Annotated in this window: 20 protein-coding genes and 1 rRNA gene; 18 read left to right on the top strand and 3 right to left on the bottom strand. The window is 71.4% G+C overall.

Translation table 11 applies throughout. The features are described from left to right. The 7 genes from rrf to ABT095_RS20385 form a co-directional block, all read left to right on the top strand. Positions 1–87 (top strand): 5S ribosomal RNA (rrf, locus tag ABT095_RS20415); the annotation flags it as partial. Between the two features lie 177 nt (positions 88–264). Next, positions 265–927: a SigE family RNA polymerase sigma factor gene (locus tag ABT095_RS20410; protein WP_350530847.1), complete on the top strand. Its 663-nt coding sequence runs from the start codon at positions 265–267 to the stop codon at positions 925–927. A gap of 16 nt (positions 928–943) precedes the next feature. Next, a complete protein-coding gene (locus tag ABT095_RS20405; protein WP_350530846.1) occupies positions 944–1,942 on the top strand; it encodes a hypothetical protein in 999 nt (332 codons plus the stop codon). 399 nt (positions 1,943–2,341) lie between these two features. Next, entirely contained in the window at positions 2,342–5,038 is a 2,697-nt protein-coding gene (locus ABT095_RS20400; RefSeq protein WP_350530845.1) for a DUF4118 domain-containing protein, read from the top strand. Beyond that, positions 5,035–5,715: a response regulator gene (locus tag ABT095_RS20395; RefSeq protein WP_350530844.1), complete on the top strand. Its 681-nt coding sequence runs from the start codon at positions 5,035–5,037 to the stop codon at positions 5,713–5,715. The genes ABT095_RS20400 and ABT095_RS20395 overlap by 4 nt, the downstream gene beginning before the upstream one ends. 207 nt (positions 5,716–5,922) lie before the next feature. Continuing rightward, positions 5,923–6,327: an OB-fold nucleic acid binding domain-containing protein gene (locus tag ABT095_RS20390; RefSeq protein ID WP_350530843.1), complete on the top strand. Its 405-nt coding sequence runs from the start codon at positions 5,923–5,925 to the stop codon at positions 6,325–6,327. Between the two features lie 2 nt (positions 6,328–6,329). Continuing rightward, entirely contained in the window at positions 6,330–7,133 is an 804-nt protein-coding gene (locus tag ABT095_RS20385; RefSeq protein ID WP_350530842.1) for a DUF3159 domain-containing protein, read from the top strand. Between the two features lie 106 nt (positions 7,134–7,239). Here ABT095_RS20385 and ABT095_RS20380 read toward each other — a convergent pair whose 3' ends face one another. Together ABT095_RS20380 and ABT095_RS20375 are read right to left on the bottom strand one after the other, a co-directional pair. After that, positions 7,240–7,911 carry a potassium channel family protein gene (locus ABT095_RS20380; RefSeq protein WP_350530841.1) on the bottom strand — a complete coding sequence of 224 codons (672 nt, stop codon included), beginning with the start codon at positions 7,909–7,911 and terminating at the stop codon, positions 7,240–7,242. Beyond that, positions 7,911–8,579, bottom strand: a complete 669-nt coding sequence (locus ABT095_RS20375; RefSeq protein WP_350530840.1) for a potassium channel family protein — start codon at positions 8,577–8,579, stop codon at positions 7,911–7,913. The genes ABT095_RS20380 and ABT095_RS20375 overlap by 1 nt, the downstream gene beginning before the upstream one ends. Before the next feature lie 247 nt (positions 8,580–8,826). On the opposite strand from ABT095_RS20375, the gene ABT095_RS20370 reads away from it, so the two are divergent. The 9 genes from ABT095_RS20370 to ABT095_RS20330 all read left to right on the top strand — a co-directional run bounded on the left by ABT095_RS20370 (position 8,827) and on the right by ABT095_RS20330 (position 19,480). After that, on the top strand, positions 8,827–10,947 hold the full coding sequence (locus ABT095_RS20370; protein WP_350530858.1) for an APC family permease: 2,121 nt from the start codon (positions 8,827–8,829) through the stop codon (positions 10,945–10,947). Positions 10,948–11,360: 413 nt separating this feature from the next. Beyond that, positions 11,361–12,701, top strand: coding sequence for a class I SAM-dependent RNA methyltransferase (locus ABT095_RS20365; RefSeq protein WP_350530839.1), 1,341 nt, complete (start codon positions 11,361–11,363; stop codon positions 12,699–12,701). 452 nt (positions 12,702–13,153) lie between these two features. Continuing rightward, positions 13,154–14,416: a calcium:cation antiporter family protein gene (locus ABT095_RS20360; RefSeq protein ID WP_350530838.1), complete on the top strand. Its 1,263-nt coding sequence runs from the start codon at positions 13,154–13,156 to the stop codon at positions 14,414–14,416. A gap of 286 nt (positions 14,417–14,702) precedes the next feature. Further along, positions 14,703–14,945, top strand: a complete 243-nt coding sequence (locus tag ABT095_RS20355) for a toxin-antitoxin system HicB family antitoxin (protein ID WP_104816130.1) — start codon at positions 14,703–14,705, stop codon at positions 14,943–14,945. Further along, positions 14,942–15,373, top strand: a complete 432-nt coding sequence (locus tag ABT095_RS20350; RefSeq protein ID WP_350530837.1) for a fic family toxin-antitoxin system, toxin component — start codon at positions 14,942–14,944, stop codon at positions 15,371–15,373. The genes ABT095_RS20355 and ABT095_RS20350 overlap by 4 nt, the downstream gene beginning before the upstream one ends. A 162-nt stretch (positions 15,374–15,535) precedes the next feature. Continuing rightward, complete coding sequence (locus ABT095_RS20345) at positions 15,536–16,363, top strand: putative RNA methyltransferase (RefSeq protein WP_350530836.1); 828 nt, start codon at positions 15,536–15,538, stop codon at positions 16,361–16,363. A gap of 87 nt (positions 16,364–16,450) precedes the next feature. After that, positions 16,451–17,740, top strand: a complete 1,290-nt coding sequence (locus tag ABT095_RS20340; RefSeq protein WP_350530835.1) for an AAA family ATPase — start codon at positions 16,451–16,453, stop codon at positions 17,738–17,740. Positions 17,741–17,866: 126 nt separating this feature from the next. Then, entirely contained in the window at positions 17,867–18,205 is a 339-nt protein-coding gene (locus tag ABT095_RS20335; protein WP_350530857.1) for a nucleotide pyrophosphohydrolase, read from the top strand. Between the two features lie 243 nt (positions 18,206–18,448). Then, positions 18,449–19,480 (top strand): DUF6099 family protein, encoded by a 1,032-nt coding sequence (locus ABT095_RS20330; protein WP_350530834.1) that lies wholly within the window; start codon positions 18,449–18,451, stop codon positions 19,478–19,480. Positions 19,481–19,826: 346 nt separating this feature from the next. On the opposite strand, the gene dapD is transcribed toward ABT095_RS20330, so the two are convergent. Then, on the bottom strand, positions 19,827–20,816 hold the full coding sequence (gene dapD, locus ABT095_RS20325) for a 2,3,4,5-tetrahydropyridine-2,6-dicarboxylate N-succinyltransferase (protein WP_502884936.1): 990 nt from the start codon (positions 20,814–20,816) through the stop codon (positions 19,827–19,829). Positions 20,817–20,941: 125 nt separating this feature from the next. Here dapD and ABT095_RS20320 point away from each other — a divergent pair, with 125 nt between their 5' ends. Together ABT095_RS20320 and ABT095_RS20315 are read left to right on the top strand one after the other, a co-directional pair. Further along, positions 20,942–22,759, top strand: a complete 1,818-nt coding sequence (locus ABT095_RS20320; RefSeq protein ID WP_350530832.1) for a 3' terminal RNA ribose 2'-O-methyltransferase Hen1 — start codon at positions 20,942–20,944, stop codon at positions 22,757–22,759. Beyond that, the gene (locus ABT095_RS20315) at positions 22,756–25,377 is read left to right on the top strand and encodes a polynucleotide kinase-phosphatase (protein WP_350530831.1); all 2,622 of its coding nucleotides are present in this window, start codon (positions 22,756–22,758) and stop codon (positions 25,375–25,377) included. Before ABT095_RS20320 ends, ABT095_RS20315 begins: the two co-directional genes overlap by 4 nt. Positions 25,378–25,471 lie beyond the last annotated feature (94 nt).

Here is a 25,471-nt window from a genome sequence, read left to right as displayed (position 1 = left end):
GGTTACATTCCGAACCCGGAAGCTAAGCCTCACAGCGCCGATGGTACTGCAGGGGGGACCCTGTGGGAGAGTAGGACGCCGCCGAACAAATATTCAGAAGAAGCCCCCATCCATTCGTGGATGGGGGCTTCTTCGCGTTTCCGGTAATGCGTTTCCGGAACCGGAGTCCGCAGTTCTGCCTGATCGGGCAATACGGTCGCCCACGTAGCGAGATGTGACGCAAATGGTTGCCAGCCGCTCCTGGTCACGGCACACTGACGCGTCATGGGCGGGGACCGCGAGGCTGAGGACGAGTTCAGAGCCTTCTACGAAGGCGCTTACGGTCACCTGGTCGCGCATCTGTACGCGCTGACCGGTGATCTCGGCGAGGCGCAGGATGCTGCCCAGGAGGCGTTCGTCCGGGCCTGGGACCACTGGGACAGACTCACCAAGTACGAGAACCCGGTGGCCTGGATCAGGCTGACAGGGCAGCGGATCGCGATCAGCCGGTGGCGGCGCGCCAGGACGGCCGTCCGGAGCTGGGTGCGGCACGGGGCGGCGAATCCGGTGCCGGAGCCAGGGCCCGAGTCGGTGGCCCTGGTGGAGGCGCTACGGAAGCTGCCGGAGGCGCAGCGGTCGGCGCTGGTGCTGCATCACATGGGAGGCAGGTCGGTGGCGGAGATAGCTGCCGACGAAGGTGTGCCGGTCGGTACGGTGAAGGCACGGCTGCACCGGGGGCGGCAGGCGCTCGCGCTGCTGCTGGGCGAGGAGGCCGAGGGCGGGCCCGCCACGGAGGCGCCGCCGGCCGTACCGGTGCCGAGGTCGGCGGAGGCCGCCGGGGCGGCCAAGGCCGCGGACGGGGGCCGACGTGGGCTGAGGGACCGGAAGGTGAAGGAACGTCGGGCGGTCGAGACTGCGTTGACCGAGGCAGCGAACGCTCATGCGTGAGAGGACGACGCTCATCATGGACGACCTGGATCGGCCCACGATCAGCGCGGCGCGCCTGGAGGAGTTGTTCGGCGGGGTCCGGGAGGAGCTGACCACCGGTCTGGTGCTGCCGTCCGCCGACCGGCTGGCGCGACGGGCCGCGCGGCGTCGTCGGCTGCGGCGTGCCGGTGTGTCAGCAGTGACGGGTGTGGTGGCGTTCAGCCTGTTGCTGGGGTGGAGTCTGTTCTCCGGCGGGTCGGGTGACGGGCTGTCGGTGGCCGGCCAGGCGTCGGAGCAGACGCTCGCCCCGATCCTCGAGCTGCCCGGGCCGTTGCCGCTGCCCTCGGACAGCCCGGTGTCGCTCTCGCACGGGAGTCAGGGGGATCTGCTCGGCCAGGAGGGGTTCGGCCTGCTGCTGCCGACCGAGCAGATGCCGTCGGTACGTGGGCTGTACGGCCCGTGGACGCGGGTGACGGAGAATCCGAGGGCGGTCATGGCCGCGAGTGCGAGCTCCTCGCCGTCGCCGGGGAGCTCGCAGAAGCCCACCTCGCTCTCCGAGGGGTGTGGCCCGGCGCTGGTGCAGCAGGCTGGTGAGGTGCGGTACTGGGAGTTCAGGTACACGGATGTGGCCGGGCACGGGGCGTTCGCCCAGCAGTACGTGCTCGAGTTCGACTCGCCGGAGTCCGCCGTGGCGGGTGCGGACCGGATCCGGACGGCGGGGCTCTGCACGACGGACGGGTCGGGCTGGACCCTGGAGGACCAGGCGCCGGGCGAGGTGGCGGTCCAGCTGCCGAGCGACCGGTCGTTGATCGAGGAGATCGGGGCTCAGCCGATCGGCAGTCAGGTGGTGGTGCTCATGGTGGAGCAGGCCACCGACCGGCCGCAGGCCGACGTCCACGTCCAGGGGGAGTTCCGGAACGCTGTCCAGAAGGTGGCGGACCAGGCGGCGAGCTCCCCGTCCCAGAGCCCGTCCGGTGGCGCGTCCTCGGATCCGTCCCCGAGCGGCAAGCCGAAGCCGGGACAGCCGCCCGGCTGACCCGCCCGGCCGGCTGACCTTGCCCGGCGGGCTGACCCTGCTGCCGGGCAAGCCACGCCCGCAGGCGGAATCCCGCGTTCCCAGCTGCCGCTCAGAAACCTCAGATTTTTTCGCCCTCGGGTGCAACCTTTTGCTTCCCGGCAGCGTCAAAGGTGCGAGATCGCCTCCGCACCCGGGGGCAAGGCGCACTGTTCTGCGGGGCACAGGGGACTCCGCAGCCCGGTGGGCCACCCCCCGGGTCCGCAGGCGATCTTTTTCGTTCGTAGCCGTCAAAATGCTGCTAAAACTGCCATTTCACTGCGCTGATCAGGGGATATCAGCCTGACAGGCCGTAGTCTCGAAGCCAGGCGAACTGGTGTCCGGCGGCGGAGCTCCCGGGCGGGATCAAGAATGGTGCGCATGGCTCGCGGCAGGCTGCGGATCTACCTCGGGGCGGCCCCCGGGGTCGGCAAGACGTACGCCATGCTCGCGGAGGCCCAGCGCCGGGCCGGGCGCGGCACGGACGTGGTGGTCGGGTTCGTCGAGAGCCACGGCCGTCGTCTGACGGCGGCGCTGGCCGAGGGGCTGGAGACCGTACCGCGCCGGGAGCTGACCTACCAGGACGCGCGCTTCACCGAGATGGACCTGGACGAGATCCTGCGCCGGGCGCCGGCCGTCGCCCTGGTGGACGAGCTGGCCCACACCAATGTGCCGGGCTGCCGCAACGCCAAGCGCTGGGAGGACGTCGAGGAGCTGCTGGCAGCGGGGATCGACGTGGTCTCCACCGTCAACATCCAGCACCTGGAGTCACTCGGCGACGTGGTCGAGGGGATCACCGGCGTGCGTCAGCGCGAGACCGTGCCGGACGAGATGGTGCGGCGGGCCGACCAGATCGAGCTGGTCGACATGTCCCCCCAGGCGCTGCGGCGCAGGCTCGCCCACGGCAACGTCTACAAGCCGGAGACGGTCGACGCCGCGCTCGCCAACTACTTCCGCCCCGGCAATCTCACGGCGCTGCGGGAGCTCGCGCTGCTCTGGACAGCCGACCGGGTGGACGAGTACCTCCAGCGCTACCGCGCCGAGCAGGGGATCGAGGGCACCTGGCAGGCGCGCGAGCGGATCGTGGTCGGCCTGACGGGCGGGCCCGAGGGGGCGACGCTGATCCGCCGGGCGGCCCGGATCGCGGCCCGGGGCTCCGGCGGTGAGTTGCTGGCCGTGCACATCGCCCGCTCGGACGGGCTGACCGGCTCCGCCTCCCCGCAGACCCTGATCGAGCAGCGGGCCCTGCTGGAGAGCCTGGGCGGGAGCTTCCACACCGTGCTCGGGGACGATCCGGCGGCGGCGCTGCTGGACTTCGCCCGGGGCGTCAACGCGACCCAGATCGTGCTGGGCAGCAGCCGCCGCGCGGCCTGGCAGTACATCTACGGGCCCGGCGTCAGCGCGACCGTCACCCGGGACTCGGACGACATCGACGTGCACATCGTCACCCACGAGCACGCCGCCAAGGGGCGGGGCCGGGTGCCGATCCGCAAGGTCACCGACCTGGGGCGCCCCCGGGCGGTCGCGGGCTGGCTGATCGGGGTGGCCGGGCCGCCGCTGCTGGCCGTCCTGCTGGTGCAGTTGCACGGGCTCGGGCTCTCCACCGACATGCTGCTCTTCCTGTCGCTCACCGTTGGCGCGGCGCTGATCGGCGGGCTGTTCCCGGCCATCGCCTCCGCGCTGGTCGGCTCGGCCACGCTGAACTACTACTTCACCCCGCCGCTGCACACCTTCACCATCTCGGCGCCGCAGAACATCCTGGCGGTCGCGATCTTCACGGCGGTCGGCATCTCGGTCGCGTCGGTGGTCGACCTGGCCGCCCGCCGGACCCACCAGGCGGCCCGCAGCCAGGCGGAGGCCCAGACGCTGAGCGCGCTGGCGGGCACCGTGCTGCGCGGCGCGCCGTCCGGGGACGGTCTGCTCACCGTCCTGCTCGACCAGGTGCGGGAGACCTTCCAGCAGGACTCGGCGGCGCTCCTCGAACGGCCCGACGAGCTCACCCCGTGGCGCACGGCCGCCGCCAGCGGCCCGCAGCCGCCGGCCCGGCCCGAGCAGGGGGACGTCGACGTGCCGGTGGGGGAGCACCTGGCGCTCGTCCTGCGCGGGCGGGTGCTGCCCGCCGAGGACCGCCGGCTGCTCGGCGCCTTCGCAGCCCAGGCAGCCGTCCTCCTGGAGCGCCGCCGCCTGGCCGGTGAGGCCGCCGCCGCCCGCCGGGAGGCCGAGGGCAACCGCATCCGCACCGCTCTGCTCGCGGCCGTCTCACACGACCTGCGGACCCCGCTGGCGGGCATCAAGGCGGCCGTCAGCTCGCTGCGCGCCGACGACGTGGAGTGGGACGAGGCCGACGAGGCGGAGCTGCTGGCGGGCATCGAGAGCGGCGCGGACCGGCTGGACCACCTGATCAACAACCTGCTCGACATGAGTCGCCTGCAGACCGGCACGGTGACCCCGCTGATCCAGGAGACCGACCTCGACGAAGTGGTGCCCTTCGCCCTCGGCGGGGTGCCGCTGGGGTCGGTGCAGCTGGACGTGCCGGAGACGCTGCCGATGATCCACGCCGACGGCGGGCTGCTCGAGCGCTCGCTGGCCAACCTGATCGAGAACGCCGTGAAGTACAGCCCGGTGGGTGTGCGGGTGCTGGTCAAGGCGGAGGCGGTCCGCCCGTCGGGCCCGGTCGGTGACGGCCGTGGGCGTGGCCATGGCCACGCCCACGGTTCGGCAGGGGGCCGGGTCGAGCTGCGGATCGTGGACCGGGGCCCGGGAGTGCCGGAGGCGGCGCGCGAGCGGATCTTCGCGCCCTTCCAGCGGTACGGCGATGCCCCGCGCGGCGCGGGCGTGGGCCTCGGCCTCGCGGTGGCCCGCGGCTTCGTCGAGGCTATGGGCGGCACGGTCACCGCGGAGGACACCCCGGGCGGCGGACTGACCATGGTGGTGGACCTGCCTGCAGTGGATCTGCCCGCGGTGGACCTGCCCGCGGTGGATCCGGCCGACGTCGACCCGGCTGAAGCGACCGGCCTCCCAGAAGAACCCGAACGGCCCAACGACCGGCCCAACGACCGAAAGGCGGAGCCCGAATGACCCGGGTCCTCGTCGTGGACGACGAACCCCAGATCGTCCGCGCGCTGGTGATCAACCTCAAGGCCCGCAAGTACGAGGTGGACGCGGCCCACGACGGCGCGAGCGCCCTGGAGCTGGCCGCCGCGCGCCACCCCGACGTCGTGGTGCTCGACCTCGGCCTGCCGGACATGGACGGCGTCGAGGTGATCAAGGGCCTGCGCGGGTGGACCAGGGTGCCGATCATCGTGCTCTCCGCCCGGCACGCCTCCGACGAGAAGGTCGAGGCGCTGGACGCGGGCGCCGACGACTACGTGACCAAGCCCTTCGGCATGGACGAGCTGCTGGCCCGGATGCGGGCGGCCGTCCGGCGGGCCGAGCCGGTGACCGGCGAGGACGACTCGGTGGTGGCCACCGAGACCTTCACCGTCGACCTCGCGGCCAAGAAGGTCAACCGCGAGGGCACCGACGTCCGCCTCACGCCGACCGAATGGCACCTGCTGGAGGTCCTGGTGCGCAACGCCGGTCGGCTGGTCAGCCAGACCCAGCTGTTGCAGGAGGTCTGGGGCCCGGCGTACCGGACCGAGACCAACTACCTGCGGGTCTACCTGGCCCAGCTGCGGCGCAAGCTGGAGAAGGACCCGTCGCACCCGCGCCACTTCATCACCGAGCCGGGGATGGGCTACCGCTTCGAGGCCTGAGCGGCCGGCCCCCGGCTGCGGTCCGGTGGTGGTCCGACTGCGGTCCGACTGCGGTCCGACTGGGATCCGGGGCCGGTGCGGGGGCGGTTCGGCGTCGGTTCGGGGTGCTCAGGGCCGGGTCCCGGCCGGGTGGACGGGTGCGCGGGAGGGCTCCGGACGGCCGTTCGGACCTGCCGTCGTCGGCCTCGGAACCGGTACCCTTCGGGCATGAGTGGTGACAACAGCAGCGACCAGCCGCAGGGCCGTCTCCGGCGGATGTTCAGCCGTCTGACCTCCTCCGCGGAGGAGCTGCAGGCGGAGGAGCTGCGCCAGCACACGGCGGAGTCGGGCTGCACCCCGATCGCCAGCTGCGGGGACCGCGACCTGGTCACCGTCGCCGGCACGCTGCGGACGGTGACCCTCCGGCCGCGGGCCGGGGTGCCCGCCCTGGAGGCGGAGCTCTTCGACGGCAGCGACGCGCTCGACGTGGTCTGGCTGGGCCGCCGGTCGATCGTCGGCATAGAGCCGGGCCGCCGGCTCGTCGCGAGCGGCCGGATCAGCCATGCGCGCGGCCGCCGCGTGCTCTTCAACCCGCGCTACGAACTGCGTCCGGCCGGACACGGGAGCGAGTGAGCGTGACCAACCTGCCCGGCGGCGACCCCGCCGCCCACGCCGCCGAGACGGCGGTCGGGACGATCGAGGAGAGCGCCGCCGAGATGTCAGACGCTGTCGGGACCACCCAGGCCGGGGCTCATGGGGCTGTCACGCCCGAGGCCGAGACCCCGGAGCAGGCCGCGGCCAGGGAGGCGGCCGCCTCCAAGGAGGCCGCCGACACCGTGATGCAGGCCTTCGGCGGCATCCGGGGCATGGTCGACATGACCCTGCCCGGCCTGGTCTTCATCCTGACCTTCAACATCACCCACCAGGTGCCCACCGCAGCCTGGGCCGCTCTCGGCCTGAGCGCGGTCTTCGTGGTGCTGCGCCTGTTGCGCCGCGAGACCATCCAGCACGCCTTCAGCGGTGTTTTCGGGGTGGCGATCGGTGCCTGGATCTCGATGAAGACGGGCAAGGCGGAGAACTTCTACCTGCCCGGTCTGCTCTACAACGTCGGCTACTGCGTCGCGCTGGCCATCTCGGCGCTGGTCCGCTGGCCGCTGGTCGGCCTGATGCTCGGGCCGGTGACGGGCGAGATGTTCACCTGGCGCACCGAGAATCCGGGCCGGCTGAAGGCCTACACCAAGGCCACCTGGGCCTGGGTGGTGATCATGGGCATCAAGCCGGTGATCCTCTTCCCGCTGTACTTCACCCACAACACGACGCTGCTCGGCTGGCTCAAGACCGCGCTGGGTATCCCGGCGCTGGTGCTGGCCATGTACGTCACCTGGCGCATCCTGCTCAAGGCGCCGGCGCCGATCAAGGCGCAGGTGGAGGAGGAGTAGCCCGCACCGCCGCTCCCGGCGGACGCCGCAACACGCCTGAGGGCCGTACCCGATCTCCCGGGTACGGCCCTCAGCCGTTGAGCAGCAGGTGCCGCCTGGGGGGCTGCTACTGCGCGCCGGAGACGGCGGAGAGCAGGCCCTCCAGCTCCTCCTCGCGCTCCTGGGCGGCGACGAAGAGCAGCTCGTCGCCGCCCTCCAGGGTGTCGTCCTTGCCCGGGACGAGGACGCGGCCCTCGCGGATGATCGTGACCAGCGCGGTGTCGGCGGGCCAGGGGACGTCCCCGACCCGGGTGCCGACCAGCTCGGTGTCGGCCGCGAGGGTGAGCTCGACCAGGTTGGCGTTGCCCTGGCTGAAGCGCATCAGGCGGACCAGGTCACCGACGCTGACGGCCTCCTCGACCAGCGCGGACATCAGGCGCGGGGTGGAGACGGCGACGTCCACGCCCCAGGACTCGTTGAAGAGCCACTCGTTCTTCGGGTTGTTGACCCGGGCGACCACGCGGGGGACGCCGTACTCGGTCTTGGCCAGCAGCGAGACGACCAGGTTGACCTTGTCGTCACCGGTGGCGGCGATCACCACGTGGCAGCGCTGCAGGGCGGCCTCGTCCAGCGAGGTGATCTCGCAGGCGTCGGCCAGCAGCCACTCGGCCATCGGGACCCGCTCCACCGAGATGGAGTTGGGGTTCTTGTCTATCAGGAGGATCTCGTGGCCGTTCTCCAGCAGCTCGCCCGCGATCGAGCGGCCGACGGCACCGGCTCCGGCGATTGCGACTCGCATCAGTGATCACCCTCCTGCGGGCCCTGGGCGAAGGCCGCCTCGACCGCCGCCTGATCCGCCCGGCGCAGCGTCACGTGCACCAGGTCGCCCTCCTGCACCACCATCTGCGGCGTGGGCAGGATGCCCTCGCCCAGGCGGGTGACGAACGCGACCCGGGCGCCGGAGGCTTCCTCCAGTGCGCTCAGCTTGTGGCCGATCCAGGACGGGGCGTAGGCCACCTCGGCCAGCTGGATGGAACCGCTCGGATCCTGCCAGAGCGGCTCGGCGCCGCTGGGGAGGAGGCGGCGGAGCATCTGGTCGGCCGTCCAGCGGACGGTGGCCACGGTCGGGATGCCCAGGCGCTGGTAGACCTCGGCGCGGCGGGGGTCGTAGATCCGGGCGGCGACGTGCTCGACGCCGAAGTTCTCCCGGGCCACCCGCGCGGCGATGATGTTGGAGTTGTCGCCGCTGCTGACGGCGGCGAACGCGCCGGCCTCCTCGATGCCCGCCTCGCGCAGGGTGTCCTGGTCGAAGCCGACCCCGGTGACGCGGCGGCCGCTGAAACCGGCCCCCAGGCGACGGAAGGCCGTCGGGTCCTGGTCGACGACGGCCACCGAATGGCCGTGTTTCTCGAGTGCTCTCGCGAGGGCGGAGCCCACGCGTCCACAGCCCATGATGACGATGTGCACGGGACCTACCTCACCCAATCCGTCGGGGTCATGACCTGCGCAAACACCGCTCATCCGCCTTCCGCACCCCGCATTCGGGGGTGATCTACGTGTCACACCTTCGGACGGGTGTGACGGGGCAACAAGGGTGTTGCCCACAAGCACATCATCCGACACGCTAGCCGACCGCTCGAACGCAGTCCCGACGAAGGTGGGTGGGGGAGGTCGGCGCTCGGGACAACAGCCTCTACGATTCCTTAACGTGCCTATGCCTGCCGACCTTCCGAAACGCATCCTGATCGGGCGCGCCCTCCGCAGCGACAAGCTGGGGGAGACGCTCCTGCCGAAGCGGATCGCGCTGCCCGTCTTCGCCTCCGACGCCCTGTCGTCGGTCGCCTACGCCCCCGAGGAGATCCTCCTCACCCTTTCGCTGGCCGGGGCCTCGGCGATCCACTTCTCCTGGCAGATCGGGGTGGTCGTCGCCGTCGTCATGCTGGCGGTGGTCGCTTCCTACCGGCAGAACGTGCACGCCTACCCAAGCGGTGGTGGTGACTACGAGGTCGCCACCGTCAACCACGGGCCGAACTCCGGCCTGGTGGTGGCCAGCGCACTGATGGTCGACTACATCCTCACGGTGGCGGTCTCCACGACCTCCGGCGTGGCGAACGTGGTCTCCGCCGTGCCGGCCCTGCGCGGGCACGAGCTCGGGCTCTCCGTCACGTTGGTGGTCGTCCTGATGGGGATGAACCTGCGCGGTGTGCGCGAGTCAGGTTCAGCCTTCGCGGTGCCGACCTACGCCTTCATGGTCGGCGTCATCGGGATGCTGGTGTACGGACTGGTGCGGCACTTCGGCTTCGGTGCCGAGATGCACGCGGAGAGCTCCGGCTTCCACCTGGAGCCGACGGACGGCAACGGATCGCTCGCTGGCTTCGCGCTGGTCTTCCTGCTGCTCAAGGCCTTCTCCTCGGGCTGTGCGGCGCTCACCGGTGTCGAGGCGATCAGCAACGGTGTGCCGGCCTTCCGCAAGCCCAAGAGCAAGAACGCGGCGACCACGCTGCTGATGATGGCGAGCATCGCCGTCGCGATGTTCATGGGAATCATCTACCTGGCCCACCTGACCGGTACCCAGATGGCTGAGAACCCGGTGGAGCAGTTGGTGGGCGCTCCCGCCAACTACCACCAGAAGACCGCGCTGGCCCAGATCAGCGAGGCCGTCTTCTCCAACTTCACGCCTGGCTTCTACTTCATCGCCGGCGTCACCGGGCTGATCCTGGTGCTCGCTGCGAATACCGCGTTCAACGGCTTCCCGGTGCTCGGCTCGATCCTGGCCCAGGACCGCTACCTGCCGCGCCAGCTGCACACTCGTGGTGACCGGCTCGCCTTCTCCAACGGCATCATCCTGCTGGCCGTCGCCGCGGTCCTGTTCATCGTGGCTTTCGGAGCCGACCCGAACCGGCTGATCCAGCTCTACATCGTCGGTGTCTTCGTCTCGTTCAACATGAGCCAGTCGGGCATGATCCGGCACTGGACGCGGCTGCTGCGGACCGAGACGGATCCGAAGAAGCGCGCCCACATGCAGCGCAGCCGGGCGATCAACACCTTCGGCCTGGTGATGACCATGGCCGTTCTGATCGTGGTGCTGGTCACCAAGATCAGCCACGCCTGGATCGCGATCGCCACCATGGTGGTGCTCTTCGTGATGATGAAGGCGATCCGCCGCCACTACGACCGTGTCTCGGCCGAGCTGGTCGCGGCCGAGGAGCCGGACGACATCGTGCTGCCCACCCGGGTGCACGCCATCGTGCTGGTCTCCAAGCTCCACAAGCCCGCCCTGCGTGCCCTCGCGTACGCCCGTCTGGCCCGGGCCCACACGCTCGAAGCCGTCACGGTCAACGTGGACCCGGCCGACACTGCCGCACTGAGGCAGGAGTGGGACGAGCGCGGGATCGAGGTACCGCTCAAGGTGCTCGACTCGCCGTACCGGGAGATCACCGGCCCGGTGCTCGACTACGTCAAGAACCTGCGCCGCAGCAGCCCGCGCGACGTGGTGTCGGTCTACATCCCCGAGTACGTGGTCGGCCACTGGTACGAGCACCTGCTGCACAACCAGAGCGCGCTGCGGCTCAAGGGACGCCTGCTCTTCAAGCCGGGTGTGATGGTCACCTCCGTTCCGTGGCAGCTGGAGTCTTCGGAGCGGCGCCAGCCGCAGAAGGCTTGGTCGGCGCCCGGCGCGGTGCGCCGTGGTGAGCCGAGGCCGCAGAATGTACGGGCCGGGGTCTCCGGTGCTTCCGGTACTCCGGGCGCATCCGGTTCCTCCGACTCGGCCGCTGCCGACCGCGGCGCCGACGGCAGCTCTGACGCCAACCGCAGCAAGGACGCATCCTCGTGAGCCGCAACACCCCGCCCCGTTCCTCCGGCCAGTCGGGCAAGTCCGGCGCGAAGTCGGGCAAGTCCGGCTCCAAGCCCGGGCAGGTCGCCCGACCGCGTTGGGGGGTCAAGCCCACTCGCCCGGCCGCCACGGACCGGGACGGCTACACGGCGCAGACCGCTCCGCTGGCACCGGGGGAGTCGGCCGCTCCTGAGCGTCGGCCTTCGGCCGGTGGTCGGGGTCGTGCTGGTGCTGGTGCTGGTGCTGGTGCCGGAGCTGGGGCTGGGGCTGGGGCTCGAGGCGCCGGCGCGGGGTCTGCCGGCGCTGCGTCCGGTGCTGCGTCCGGCGAGGAGAAGGGTGCCGGCGCGCGGAAGGGGCGTGGCGGGCAGCAGGCCCGTGCGCCGCGCAAGCAGGGGGTCCGGCCGCCGAAGTCCGTGCGGACCGCTCAGCCGGCGCTGCGGGTGCCTGCGGGTGACCCGCTGGCCGGGGAGCGCTACGAAGTCGAGGTCGGCCCGGTCGCCCACGGTGGTGGGCACTGCGTCGCACGCCACGAGGGACGGGTGCTGTTCGTCCGGCACGCGCTGCCGGGTGAGCGGGTGATCGCCCAGGTCACCGAAGGGACCACCAAGTCGCGGTTCCTGCGGGCGGACGCGGTCGAGATCCTGACCCCGTCGAAGGACCGGATTGCTGCTCCCTGCCCGTTCGCGGGCCCCGGCAAGTGCGGTGGCTGCGACTGGCAGCACGTCACGCCGGGCGGGCAGCGCAAGCTCAAGGGGCAGGTGCTCACCGAGCAGCTGGCCAAGCTCGCCGGGCTGACCCCCGTCGAGGCCGGTTGGGACGGCAGCGTCGAGCCCGTCGGCGGCAAGCTCCCGGCCGGGGAGGTGCCGCGCTGGCGCAGCCGGGTGCAGTACGCCGTGGACCAGGAGAGCGGCCGGATCGGGCTGCGCAAGCACCGCTCGCACGACATCCAGCTGGTCGACCAGTGCCTGATCGCCGCAGAGGGTGTGGCGGAGCTGAACCTGGAGGCCCGCGATTGGACCGGCCTGGCCTCGGTCGAGATCATCGCCTCCTCCGGCTCCTCCGACCGGCAGCTGATCCTCACCCCGGTGCCGGGTGAGCAGCTCCCGCTGGTCGAGCTGGAGCGGCCGGTGTCGATCGCCCGGATCGACGAGCAGGACAACTTCCACCAGGTGCACGGCCGGACCTTCGTCCGCGAGCGGGCGGCCGGGCGGACCTGGCGCGTCAGCAACGGCGGCTTCTGGCAGATCCACCCGGAGGCGCCGGACACCCTGGTCGATGCCGTGATCGAGGGGCTGGACCCGCAGTGGGGCGAGGACGCGCTCGACCTGTACTGCGGTGTCGGCCTCTTCGCCGGGGCGCTGGCCGACCGGGTAGGTGACGACGGTGCGGTGCTCGGCATCGAGTCCAACAAGCAGGCCGTGATCGACGCTCGCCACAACCTGGCCGCGCTCGAGAACGTCCGGATCGAGTGCGACAAGGTCGAGACGCTGCTCCCGCGCACCGGGATCACCGCGACTGACCTGGTCGTGCTGGACCCGCCGCGGGCGGGTGCCGGCCGCGAGACCGTCCAGCACCTGGCCGGGCTGGAGCCGCGTCGTATCGCCTACGTGGCCTGCGACCCGGCGGCGCTCGCCCGGGACCTGGGGTTCTTCCGGGAGAACGGCTACCGGCCGGTCTCCCTCCGGGCCTTCGACCTCTTCCCGATGACCCACCACTTCGAGTGCGTGGCGATCCTGGAGCCGGCTGCGAAGTAGGCGCAGGGGGAGGACGGGCCAGCGCGGTCTCGTGGGGCTTCGGTGCTTTCGCGGGGGTGACATGGGTGTCCTCCATTGGGCTCGGACTCGGGCGTGGGCTCGGACTCGGGCGTGGGCTCGGACTCGGGCTCGGGCGTGGGCTCGGACTCGGGCGTGGGCTCGGACTCGGGCTCGGGCGTGGGCTCCGGTGTGAGCTCGGGCCCGGCTGGTTCGGTGGTTCGGTAGTTCGTTTGGCGTGCGGGTGGTGTCGACCGGGATCGGTCGGGGCCACCCGCTTCGCTGTTCGGGCGGGTCGGGTTGAGGCGGGTCGGGTCGGGCCGGGGTGGGCGGGCCGGAAGGGGCCGATCGGTCTAGCGCGGCGGGTGCGGGCCGGTGGTGCGCCCTAGCCTCCTGGTAGTGGGTGGGTTGGCTGGTGTGACGAGCTGCTACCGGAACGCTTGTGAGGTCGGCTGATGAGTGCTGCGCCCGAGGTACGGACGGCGGCGGGTGATGTTCCGGCGGCTGAACCGCCAAGTCGGCGAACGACGGCGCTGCGGATCGGTGTGGCCTGTCTGGGGGCGGCTCCTGCGGTGGTGTTGCGGCTGGCGGGGGTGCACCTCTCCCCGCTGCCGGGGATGGTGCTTTTCGGGATCGGGGTGCTGGCGGCCGCGCTGCTGTTGATGTGGGCGGCCGAGACGGCGCGGACGGACATCTCGGGGCCGCTGGCCCTGGCTCTGCTGGCGTTCATCGCGGTGCTGCCCGAGTACGCCGTGGACCTGTACTTCGCCTACACGGCGGGTAGCAGGCCGGAGTACGCGGCGTACGCCGCTGCCAACATGACCGGGGCCAATCGGCTGTTGGTGGGTGTGGGGTGGCCGTTGGTCGCGCTGGCGGCGTACTTCTCAGCCCGGCGGGCCGGGGTCCGGCCGGGGATCGTTCTGCGGCCACACCGCCGGATCGACGTGGCCTTCCTGGGGGTGGCGGCGCTCTTCGCATTCGTCATGCCGCTGACGCGGGAGATCTCGTGGGTGGTCGCGGTGGCGCTGATCGCCTGGTACGGCTATTACCTCTACCGGATCGGGCGCTGCAGCGAGACCGACGAGGAGGAGCTGGTCGGGGTACCGGCCCGGCTGGCGCAACTCCCGGCGAGGCGGCGGAAGGTGACCACGGTGCTGGTCTTCCTGGTGGCCGCCGGCGTGGTCTTCGCCTGTGCTGAGCCCTTCGCGACCTCCCTGGTGGACGCCGGGGCCTCGCTGGGGATCGACCGCTTCCTGCTGGTGCAGTGGCTCGCGCCGCTGGCCTCGGAGGCGCCGGAGCTGATCGTCGCGGTGGTCTTCGCCTGGCGGCTGCGGGGTGACGACGGGCTCGGTGCGTTGCTCTCCAGCAAGGTCAATCAGTGGACGCTGCTCATCGCCTGTCTCCCTCTGGCGTATACGGCGGGCGGGGGTGGTGGATCGCTGCCGTTGGTCGAGCGGCAGGTGGACGAGGTGATGCTGACCGCGGCCCAGACCGTGCTGGCAGTGGTGCTGCTGCTGGACCTGAGGTTTCTGTCTTGGAAGGCGGGGCTGCTCTTCGGGCTCTTCGTGGTGCAGTTCGTGCTGCCGGGGGAGAGCGCCCGGCTGGTGCTGAGCTACGTCTACCTGGGACTTGCGCTCGTACTGCTGAGTCGGAAATGGGCTGAGCTGCGGCCCACTGCGGTGGCGGTGACGGGCCGGGTGGAGGGCGACCCGCACTGAGGACGGAAGGTCACCGAAAGCACCGATCTTCGTTACCTTGGGTGACTGGTCATCACTCTAGGGCGACGAGTGTTCGATGGGAAGGGTCGTCAAGCAGGCTCACGCTCCCGGGGGACGAATTCGCTCGAGTGGCGGTAAAGCCTGCTGGGGGAAAGCGGCGGTGCAGGGGGAGTCGTAGCGCGCAGGCGTACGGGGTAAGGGGGTAGAGCGCGTGGCCGGGGGTGCGTGGCGCGGGGCGGCTTGAATGCGCCCTTGATGTGCTAGCACCTCGGCGCTAGCTTGAGGTATGGCCAAGAAGCAGCTGAATGTCCGGGTGGACGCCACCACCGCCGAGATGGCCCGCGAGCGGGCGGAGCAGCAGGGGATCAGCATGAACCAGTACATCGAACGGCTCGTCCAGCAGGACATGGGTGAGTCCGGGCGGCTGTTCGTGGAGAAGGCGGCCCAGTTCATGAAGGAGTACGAGACGGCGTTCCTCGCCGAGTTCGGCGAGCGTGGTCAGGCCGAACTGCAGGACGTGCGCCGTTGAAACTTGAGGTCGACCTCTCCTGGCTGCTGATGACAGCCGAGCAGTACACGCCGGGCGATCCGCAGGTCACCGACTACGGGTCGCTGCTGGCGGCGGTCGCCCGCCACCAGGCCGACATCTTCGACATCGCCGTCTACCCCGAGCCGCAGGACCGCGCGGCAGCGCTCATGCACCAGCTCATCCGGGTGCCCGCCTTGGAGCGCAACAACGAGCTGTTTGCCACCGCTGTCGCGTACGCGTACCTGTCGGCGAGCGGCTGCTCGGTCGCCACCACCGCACGTGAGGTGCGCAGCCTCGCCCGGGCGATCCGCGAGGGCAAGCTGGGCGTCGGCGGGGTGGCCGAACGGCTGGCCGCCTGGGTGGTGGACGAGCCGGAGGACGAGGAGGTCAGCGGCGAGGACGACGGGGAGGAGGGCGAGGCTGACTAGCCGAGCGTGAGGGCCGAGCGGGGCGATGCACCCTCGGCCGGGGCGGCCGCGTGAGGGTGGGAGCGGGTTCGAGCCCGGGCGGACGGCGCCGGCGCGCGCCGGGCGGCCTGCTCACGCTGAGTACCCTGGGAGTTCGAACCCCCAGGTGAGGACCGACTGACGTTGTTGCAGGACATCGAGCGCTATCTGGCCTGCCCGCACTGCGCGCAGCCGCTCACTCTCGACGGGCGCACCCTGCGCTGCACGGCGGGGCACAGCTTCGACCAGGCCAAGCAGGGCTACGTCAGCCTCCTGCCGGGGGATGCGCACACGGGCACGGGCGACACCGCGGAGATGGTGGCCGCCCGCAGCGACTTCCTCGCGGCCGGGCACTACCGGCCGATCGCGGATGCACTGGCCGCGGCGGCCGGCGACGCTGCCGACGGGTTGGTGACCGACCTCGGGGCCGGTACCGGGTACTACCTCACGCATGTCCTGGAGCAGGCGGCGGGCGGCGTGGGGGCGGCCCTGGACATCTCCAAGTACGCCTTGCGCCGTGCGGCCAAGGCGCACCCGCGGATCGGCGCCGTGGTCTGCGACGCCTGGCGGCCGCTCCCGCTCCAGGACGGCTGCGCGGACTTGGTGCTCAACGTCTTCGCGCCTCGCAACGGCCCCGAGATCCAGCGGGTGCTCCGGCCCGGCGGCCGGCTGCTGGTGGTAACGCCGACCTCCCGTCACCTGGGCGAGTTGGTTGCCGCGCTCGGTCTGCTCTCCGTGGACGAGGACAAGGACCGGCGGATCGACGAGAAGCTCGGGCCATGGCTCGAGCGGGGGGAACAGGCGGAGGTCGACTTCCGGCTGAGCCTGTCCCAGGCCGAGGCGGCGGCCGTGGTCGCGATGGGGCCGAACGCCTGGCACACCGATCCCGGCCGGCTGGCGGCGGCGCTGGCCGAGCTGGGGGATCCGGTGTCCGTGACCGGCTCGGTGCGGGTGACGACCTACTTCCGTTGAGGGGCTCCGAGGAGATCCGGACTCTTAGGGATGAATCTCCCGAGAAGGCACGTTTCGCCTCTTTCGGCGGAGGCTAAGGTCCCCCGAGTGACCAGTGAAGCCTCGCCCGGCCTTCGGACGGGGGAATCCCCGCCGTCCGCCACCCGCCCCACCTTCCGCCCTACCGTCGAGGAGCTCAGGCTCACGTCCTTCAAGTCCTACCGCCGGACCTCCCTGCCGCTCTCACCGCTGACCGTGCTTTACGGACCGTCAGGGGTCGGGAAGTCCAATGCGATGGACTCGCTGACGGTGCTTTCGCGGCTCGCGCTCGGCGAGGCGATCGCGCCCTCGCTGGACGGGTTCGGCGGCACGTCCGGACCGCTCGCCACACCCGTCCGGGGCGGGCTCGCGGGCTGTGTGCCGCACGGGCGCAACGCGATCATCCTGGGCTGCACGGTGCGGTCGGCGATCGGGCCGATCCGCTTGGAACTGGTGATCCGGACGGACGGCGTGGTGCGGGTGGCCAGGGAGTGGCTGACCTGCGACGGACGGACTCTCGTCGAGACCGGCGAGCAGGACGTGGCGCACGGGCGGATCAACGTCACCTGGCACAACGACACCCGGCAGGGTGACATCCGCGCGCCCTTCCCGAGCTGCGCACTGATCACGAGCCAGATCCCGCTCCGGGTGGCCGGCTCGTCCCCGGGCGAGCGGATGGTGCTCGCTGCGAGCGAGCAACTGCTCACCGCACTGCGAGAGGTGTTCCCGCTGCATCCTGTACCCGCGCAGATGCGCGGGTGGGCCAAGGCCGATCCGGAAGCCCGGCTGCTCGGCACCGCCGCCAATATCTCGCCCGTGCTGGCCCGGCTCAAGGGCGAGTGCACCAGGCGGTACGGAAAGCTGCTCAAGGCGGTGCAGGCCGCGGCGCCGCACCCGTTGCTCGGGCTGGACGTCGCGCGGCGGGGGCCGGAGGACCAGGAGCGGCTGATGGCCGTCTTCGACGAGGGCGTCCTCGGGCGGACCGGCGCGGACCAGGCCTCTGACGGCATGCTCCGGCTGCTGGCCTTCGCGGCGGTGCTGCTCACCGGCGCCGGGGTGCTCGACGTCGACCCGGCCGCCGAGGTGCCGCTGGCGCACCGTCAGCTCACGGTGCTGGCCGAGGACCTCGGTGCCGGGCTCGCCGCCGACCAGATCGCGGCTCTGCTGCGGTTGGCGCGCGAAGTGTGCGACCGGGAGGACGTGCGGTTGCTCGGTGCGTTGCAGGACCCGCAGGCGGCGCGGGAGGTGGGTGGGATCGACCTGGTCGAGTGCCGCCGGGATCCGGCGACCGGGCACAGCGTGCTGCGGCCGGAGACTCCGCGGGTGCCGGCCCAGGGAGCGGGTGGGGCGGACAGCTGAGGCCGGAACTCGTCGGGGCCGGCGGGGCAGTGCGCTCGAGTGCGGTAGACCTTGGGGGTGAACGATCGAGAGGTGGGTACGGAGTCGGCGGGCTCGGGGCGGTTTCCGGCCGGGCGGAGCGACGGGCTGGATGCTCTGCAGGAGCGGCTGACGGAGTTCGCCGCCGCGCGGGACTGGCAGCAGTACCACGTGCCGAAGAACCTGGCGGCGGCCCTGAGTGTGGAGGCGGGGGAGCTGCTGGAGATCTTCCAGTGGCTCACGCCCGAGCAGGCGGCGGCGGTGATGGACGATGCCGAGACCGCTCACCGGGTGCGGGACGAAGTAGCCGATGTGATGGCTTACCTGCTGCAATTCTGCACCTCCGTCGGTGTGGATCCGTTGGCCGCGTTGGCGGCCAAGATCGAGCGGAACGAGCTCCGCTTCCCGGCGCCGAAACGGCGCGGCGAGCGAGGAGAGCGAGAGTAGGCGACCTCGGGGCCGTCGAGGCGGAATCCCGCCAGGCCTGTGGACAACCGGGATGCCGGCTCACTCGATTGGGTCAACATCCCGCTGGAATGTCGTCCGTGTGGGTGACATGACTTGTCCACAGGGCCTGGTTATCCACAGCTTTTGACTGGTTGCTGCGCGGAGCTTGACCGCACAGCACGCTTGCGCCGTGAACGACCGTCTGAGAAGGCGGACCGACGTAAGCGAAGGGAGCGGCGAGAGATGGAAGCGCTGCGACTGATCAAGACAGCTCGGCACGCCCTGTCCCAGGCACGCACCGTGCCGGACGTGCTGACGGAGGCTTGGCAGGCCGGGACTCTCACCGAGTTGATCGGTGCCCGGATCGCAGAGACGGAGAGCGGCGAGGTCGGCGCTCTCGGCCAACTGCTCTGCGAAGCCGGGGCGCATGCCGTCAGTTCGGTGGAGCAGCCTGCGACGTCGGGTGGCACGGCCGAGGAGTCCGACTGGCAGCGGGCCGAGTGGAGCGGCGCGGGGCGGGCGGGCCGGTTGACGGAGCTCGGCGAGCTCGTCCCCGCGCTGGAGGAGCTTGAGCGGCTGCTCCACGATGTGGCCGACTCGCTGGTGGTGCTGGCGTGCGGTGCCGAGGGGGAGAGCCTCTACTGGTGCTGCATCGACGGTGTCGACGCCGGGGCGGAGTGCAAGGACCTGGTCGCGGACCTGCTGCAGACGGTCCGCAAGGAGCGCGGGGACGAGGCCGGGCCGACGGCGGTCGAGGCGGGAGAGGCCGAGGCGGCGGAATGGGCGGACGAGTTCGACGAGTCGGTGGCTCTGGAGCGGTCGAGCGAGGGCGCTGGTGCGGGTTCCGGTGTGGGCCGCTCGGGCCGAGGTGGTGCGGGCTTCTCAGGCACGGACCGGGAACGCCCCGGCCCGGGCCGTTCGAGGCCCGGGCCGGCTGTGGAGCAGGACACGGAGGAGGAGGTGCCGCTACTGCTGGTACCGCTCAGTCCGCCGGTCACGGGGCGTGGCTACCAACCGGTGGCCGAGAGGCCGGTGGAGTCGTCGGCCGCGATGCGGTCCTCGGCGGCGCGGGCGCCGGACGACTGCAGGTCGGCGTCGAGCCCGGCGAGGTCCGCGTTGACGGAGTTGAGCAGCTCCTGCATCTGTTCGAGCAGGCTCTTGGGCGCGGCCGGGGTTGCCGGGAGGACGTGCGGAGCGGACTCCAGGGGTGCAGCGGGTGTCTCGGACCAGGGCTCGGACATGAGGGGGCCCCTCCAGCTCGGTAGTGCGGTGTGAGTAGTCAGGGCAGTGACCGGGCGGCTGCCCGGGCCAGCCGCCCCGTTGGTGCAACGAAACGGCTTCCTGACTGGTCACGGCGGACCACTCGTAGCGGTCCAACCACCGCTGTGGTCAGCCGCAGGAGTGACGCCGGGTTTGCGGCGCACCGGCGGCCTCGGCTAACGCCGGCCTGACCGCGGGCCAGAACACAGCACCTCGGGCCGGAACGCAGCACTGAGCACCGGACCGCGGAACTCCCGGGCCGGACACAGCACCCGGGGCGAGATGCAGAACCCCCGGGCCGTCAGATGCGACGGACCGGGGGCAGCGTGGCCCGGTCAGGCCGGGCCTCGAGGAGAGGAGATCAGTTGTGCGCGTGCAGCTCGGCGTTCAGACCGCCCCACGAGCCGGACCGGGCGATGACCTCGACCGCGCCGCTCTGCGAGTTGCGGCGGAAGAGCAGGTTGTCCTGGCCGGACAGCTCCACAGCCTTGGCGATCTTGCCGTCCGGCGTGGTCACCCGGGTGCCCGCGGTGACGTAGAGGCCGGCCTCGACCACGCAGTCACTGCCCAGCGAGATGCCGATGCCGGCGTTGGCGCCGAGCAGGCAGCGCTCGCCGACGGAGACGACCTGCTTGCCGCCACCGGAGAGGGTGCCCATGATCGAGGCGCCGCCACCGATGTCGCTGTGGTCGCCGACCACGACGCCTGCGCTGATCCGGCCCTCGACCATCGAGGTGCCGAGGGTGCCGGCGTTGAAGTTGACGAAGCCCTCGTGCATGACGGTGGTGCCCACGGCCAGGTGAGCACCGAGGCGGACACGGTCCGCGTGCGCGATCCGGACGCCGGACGGTGCCACGTAGTCGGTCATCCGCGGGAACTTGTCGATGCCGTACACGGCCAGCTGGCCACCCCCGGCACGGACGGCGAGGCGGGCCCGCTCGACCTGGTCGACCGGCACTGGGCCGATGCTCGTCCAGGCGACGTTGGCCAGCAGGCCGAACAGACCGTCCAGGTTCTGCCCGTGCGGGCGGACCAGGCGGTGGCTCAGCAGGTGCAGGCGCAGGTACGCGTCGTGCGCGTCGATCGGCTTCTCGTCCAGCGAGGCGATGGTGGTGCGCACCGCGACGACCTCGACGCCCCGACGCGCGTCGGCACGCAGGGCCTCGGAGGCGCCTGCGCCGAGCTCGGCGTCGGCCTCGGCGGCGGTCAGGCGCACGGTGCCGGCCGGGCCGGGCTCCGAGACCAGCTTCGGCGCGGGGTACCAGGTGTCGAGGACGGTGCCGTCGGCGGCGATGGTCGCCAGACCGGAGGCGACAGCGCCGCTTGCGAGGGTGGAGGTTTCAGCAGTCACATCGTGCACGTTAACGAATCCCGGGTGCCGGTGCTGAACGCGCTCACCGTGCGGACAGCGGGGGCAGGGGCGTGGGAGACGAAACTCGATACCCCTGTTCGTGCTGCTCAGCGATACTCGGACGGGTGTTCATCTCGATCTCCACCACCGGTACGGCCGAACGCCCGGCTACTGACCTGGGCTTTCTGCTGCACAAACACCCTGACCGGGTCCAGCGGTTCGACACCTCGCACGGTGAGGCGCACGTCTTCTACCCCGAGGCCACCGAGGCGGTCTGCACGGCTGCCCTGCTGCTGGACATCGACCCCGTCGCCCTCGTACGCCGAGGTCGCGGCAAGGGACGCGGCGGCTCACCGGACTTCGCGCTCGCCCAATACGTCAACGACCGCCCCTATGCCGCTTCGTCCCTGCTGGCGGTGGCGCTGCGGACGGTGTTCCGAACGGCCATGAAGGGCGTCTGCGAACACCGGCCCGCGCTGGCGGAGGTGGCGATCCCGCTGCGGATCTCGCTTCCCGCCGTGCCGGTGAAGGCTGCCGGGGAGGGAGCCGAAGGGCTGACGGAGAGCGAGCCGGCCGCGATGGTGCGGCGACTCTTCGAACCTCTCGGCTGGCAGGTGACGGCGGAGCCCGTCCCGCTGGACGAGGAGTTCCCCGAGTGGGGCCTTTCGCGTTACGTCCGGGTGGAGCTGCAGGGAGACCTCCGGCTCGCCGAGGCGCTGCAGCAGCTCTATGTACTGCTTCCCGTCCTGGACGGTTCCAAGCACTACTGGGTCGCTCCGGACGAGGTGGACAAGCTGCTCGCCGCGGGCGGCGGCTGGCTGGTGAGCCACCCGGAGCTGGCCCTGATCACGCGGCGCTACCTGGCGCGTCGTTGGGCGCTGACCCGCACGGCGATGTCCAGGCTGGAGCTGGCTCGCCTGGCCGAGGCCGACGACCGCGAGGCGGAGGAGCTCGACAACGCGGTGGCCGAGCTGGCCGCTGACGAGCTGCCCGACGAAGCGACCGCCGGACTGCCCCGACTGCCCGGACTGCCCGGCCGCCCGGTCGGCGGACCGGTTGCAGGACTGGCCGGCGAGCAGGCTGACGGACCCTGCTTGACCGGGAAGACCAATGGTGAGGCCCTCACGTCTGCCAACCGCGCGGAGGAGGTGAGAGAGGAGATGACAGCTGTGGCGACCGAGCGAACGGACCACGAGGACGGGGCCGACCTGGCGGGCGAGCCGTCGGCGGAGAAGAAGCCGGTGACGCTCGCCGTGCAGCGGCGCCGCGCGATCCTGGACGCGCTGGCCGAGACGGGAGCGTCCCGGGTGCTCGACCTCGGTTGCGGTCAGGGCGAGCTCGTCGAGGCGCTGCTCAAGGAGACCAAGGTGGCCGAGGTACTCGGAGTGGACGTCTCGGTGAAGGCCCTGACGGTGGCCGCCCGTCGGCTCCGGCTGGACCGGATGACGGAGCGGCAGTCAGCCCGGGTCAAGCTCGTGCAGGGTGCTCTCACCTACACCGACGCACGGCTGAAGGGCTACGACGCCGCCGTCCTCTCCGAGGTGATCGAGCACCTTGACCTGCCCCGGTTGCCCGCGCTGGAGTACGCGGTCTTCGGTGCGGCCCGCCCCGGCGCGGTCGTCGTGACCACCCCGAACGTCGAGTACAACGTGCGCTGGGACAGCCTGCCCGCCGGGCACGTACGGCACTCCGACCACCGGTTCGAGTGGGACAGAGCGACCTTTCGGTCCTGGGCGGAGCAGATCGGGCGCACCTACGGGTACACGGTCACCATCCGCCCGGTGGGCCCGTACGACGAGGAGGTGGGTGCCCCGACCCAGCTCGCACTGTTCCGGGCCGGATCAGCCGACCCGGCCTCGGACATCACCAACACCAACACCAGCAACACCAACACCAACACCACCCACACCGACACCGCCTCTGAAGGGAGCGTGACCCGATGACCGAGGAGACCAGAGCCCACCAGGAACCGACGGAGCAGCCGGAGCAGTCTCCCCGGCGCCGCGTCCTGCCGGTCACCGACGTCTCGCTCGTGGTGCTGGTCGGGACCACGGGCGCGGGCAAGTCCAGCTTCGCGCGGGCGCACTTCAAGCCGACCGAGGTGGTCTCCTCCGACTTCTGCCGGGGGCTCGTCTCGGACGACGAGAACGATCAGTCGGCCTCCTCGGACGCCTTCGACGTGCTGCACTACATCGTCGGCAAGCGGCTCGCGGCCGGACGCCTGACAGTGGTCGACGCCACCAATGTCCAGCCCGAGGCGCGCAAGCAGTTGGTCCGGATCGCCCGCGAGCACGACGTGCTCCCGATCGCGATCGTGCTCGACATCCCGCCTGCCGTCTGCGCCGAGCGCAACCGGCACCGGCCGGACCGTCAGCTGCCCCAGCACGTGATCCCGCGTCAGCAGCGCGAGCTTCGGCGCTCGATCAAGGGGCTGGAGCGCGAGGGCTTCCGCAAGGTGCACATCCTGCGTGGCGAGGCCGAGGTGGCCGCGGCCGAGATCGAGCTGGAGAAGCGCTACAACGACCTGCGGCACCTCACCGGCCCGTTCGACATCGTGGGTGACATCCACGGCTGCCGCTCCGAGCTGGAGACGCTGCTCACCCGGCTCGGGTACACGCTCGCCCGGGACGAGCAGGGCCGGCCGGTCGACGCCGTCCACCCGCAGGGCCGTACCGCCGTGTTCGTCGGAGACCTGGTCGACCGCGGGCCGGACAGTCCCGGTGTCCTGCGCCTGGTGATGGGGATGGTCGCGGCCGGCCACGCCGTCTGCGTCCCCGGGAACCACGAGAACAAGCTCGGACGCTGGATGGGCGGTCGGAAGGTTACCGTCTCGTACGGTCTGCAGGAGACGCTGGACCAGATGGCGGGGGAGGACGAGGAGTTCCACCGTCAGGTCCGGTCCTTCATCCAGGGGCTCGTCAGCCACTACCTGCTCGACGGCGGGAACCTGGTGGTCTGCCACGCCGGTCTGCCGGAGAAGTACCACGGCCGAGCCTCCGGCCGGGTCCGCTCGCACGCGCTCTACGGGGACACCACCGGGGAGACGGACGAGTACGGCCTGCCGGTCCGCTACCCGTGGGCGGAGGAGTACCGGGGCCGGGCACTGGTGGTCTACGGGCACACCCCCGTACCCACCGCGAGCTTCGTCAACAACACCATCTGCCTCGACACCGGCTGCGTGTTCGGCGGCAGCCTGACCGCTCTGCGGTACCCCGAGCGGGAGCTGGTGAGTGTCGAGGCCGAGCAGGAGTGGTACGCCCCGATCCGTCCGCTGCACAGTGACGCGCCGGGTGGCCGGGAGGGGCGTCCGCTCGACCTGGCCGACGTCTCCGGGCGCCGGATCGTCGAGACGGCGCTGCACGGGCGGATCTCCGTCCGGGAGGAGAACGCCGCTGCCGCGCTGGAGGTGATGAGCCGCTTCGCCCTCGACCCGAGGCTGCTCGCCTACCTCCCGCCGACCATGGCGCCCAGCGCGACCTCCCGCCGGGAGGGCTACCTGGAGCACCCCGAGGAGGCCTTCGCGGCCTACCGGGAGGACGGCGTGCGCCAGGTGGTGTGCGAGGAGAAGCACATGGGCTCCCGCGCGGTCGTCCTGGTCGCCCGGGATGACGAGTCGCTGGAGAAGCGGTTCGGTGTCCCCGGCCCCGGGGCGATCTGGACCAGGACGGGCCGGGCATTCCTCAGTGACGAGGAGCTGACCGGTGCGGTGCTGGACCGGGTGCGGGCCGCCGCCGAGCGGGCCGGGTTGTTCGACGAGCTGGGCACCGGCTGGCTGCTGCTCGATGCCGAGCTGATGCCGTGGTCGCTCAAGGCCGTCGAGCTGCTGCGCCGTCAGTACGCGGCGGTCGGAGCGGCGGCCGGTTCGGCGCTGCCCACGGTGCTCTCGGCGCTGGACCAGGCCGGTGCCCGGGGGCTCGACCTCGGCGAGCTGACCGAGCGCCAGCGGCGCCGGGCGGCGGACGCCGAGGCGTTCACCGCCGCGTACCGGCGCTACTGCTGGCCGACGGAGGGCCTGGCCGGCATCCGGCTGGCGCCGTTCCAGGTGCTGGCAGCCGAGGGGGCGAACCTCGCGGTCCGCCCGCACGACGAGCACCTGGCGTGGATCGACCGACTGGTGGCGGCTGACGACCGCGAGGCGCCGATCCTCCAGACGACCGGTCGGCTGGTGGTGGACACCCTTGACGAGGAGTCCGTCAGCGCCGGTGTCGCCTGGTGGGAGGGGCTCACCACGGCCGGCGGCGAGGGCATGGTGGTGAAGCCGCTCTGTTCGCTCGCACGCGGCACCGCCGGGAAGGGCGGCCCCAACGGGCTGATCCAGCCGGGCATCAAGGTCCGTGGGCGGGAGTACCTGCGGATCATCTACGGTCCGGACTACACCGAGTACCTGGACCAGCTGCGCCAGCGCTTCCTCGGCCACAAGCGCTCGCTGGCCCTCCGGGAGTACGCCCTCGGTCTGGAAGCGCTGGACCGGCTGGCCACGGGCGAGCCGCTCTGGCGGGTCCACGAGGCGGTGTTCGCCGTCCTGGCACTGGAGTCGGAGCCGGTGGACCCCCGGCTGTAGGTAGGTCAGCAGGCAGGTAGGCAGGCAGGCCCGGGCCAGGAGGGTAGGTCGGGGTCGGAGGGCGTGTGTCCGGGACGGGGAAGAAGAAGGGAGT

Origin of the sequence: Kitasatospora sp. NPDC002227, assembly GCF_040296285.1 — a bacterium.
Lineage (GTDB): Bacteria > Actinomycetota > Actinomycetes > Streptomycetales > Streptomycetaceae > Kitasatospora.
This window is presented reverse-complemented; position numbering and strand designations above follow the sequence as displayed.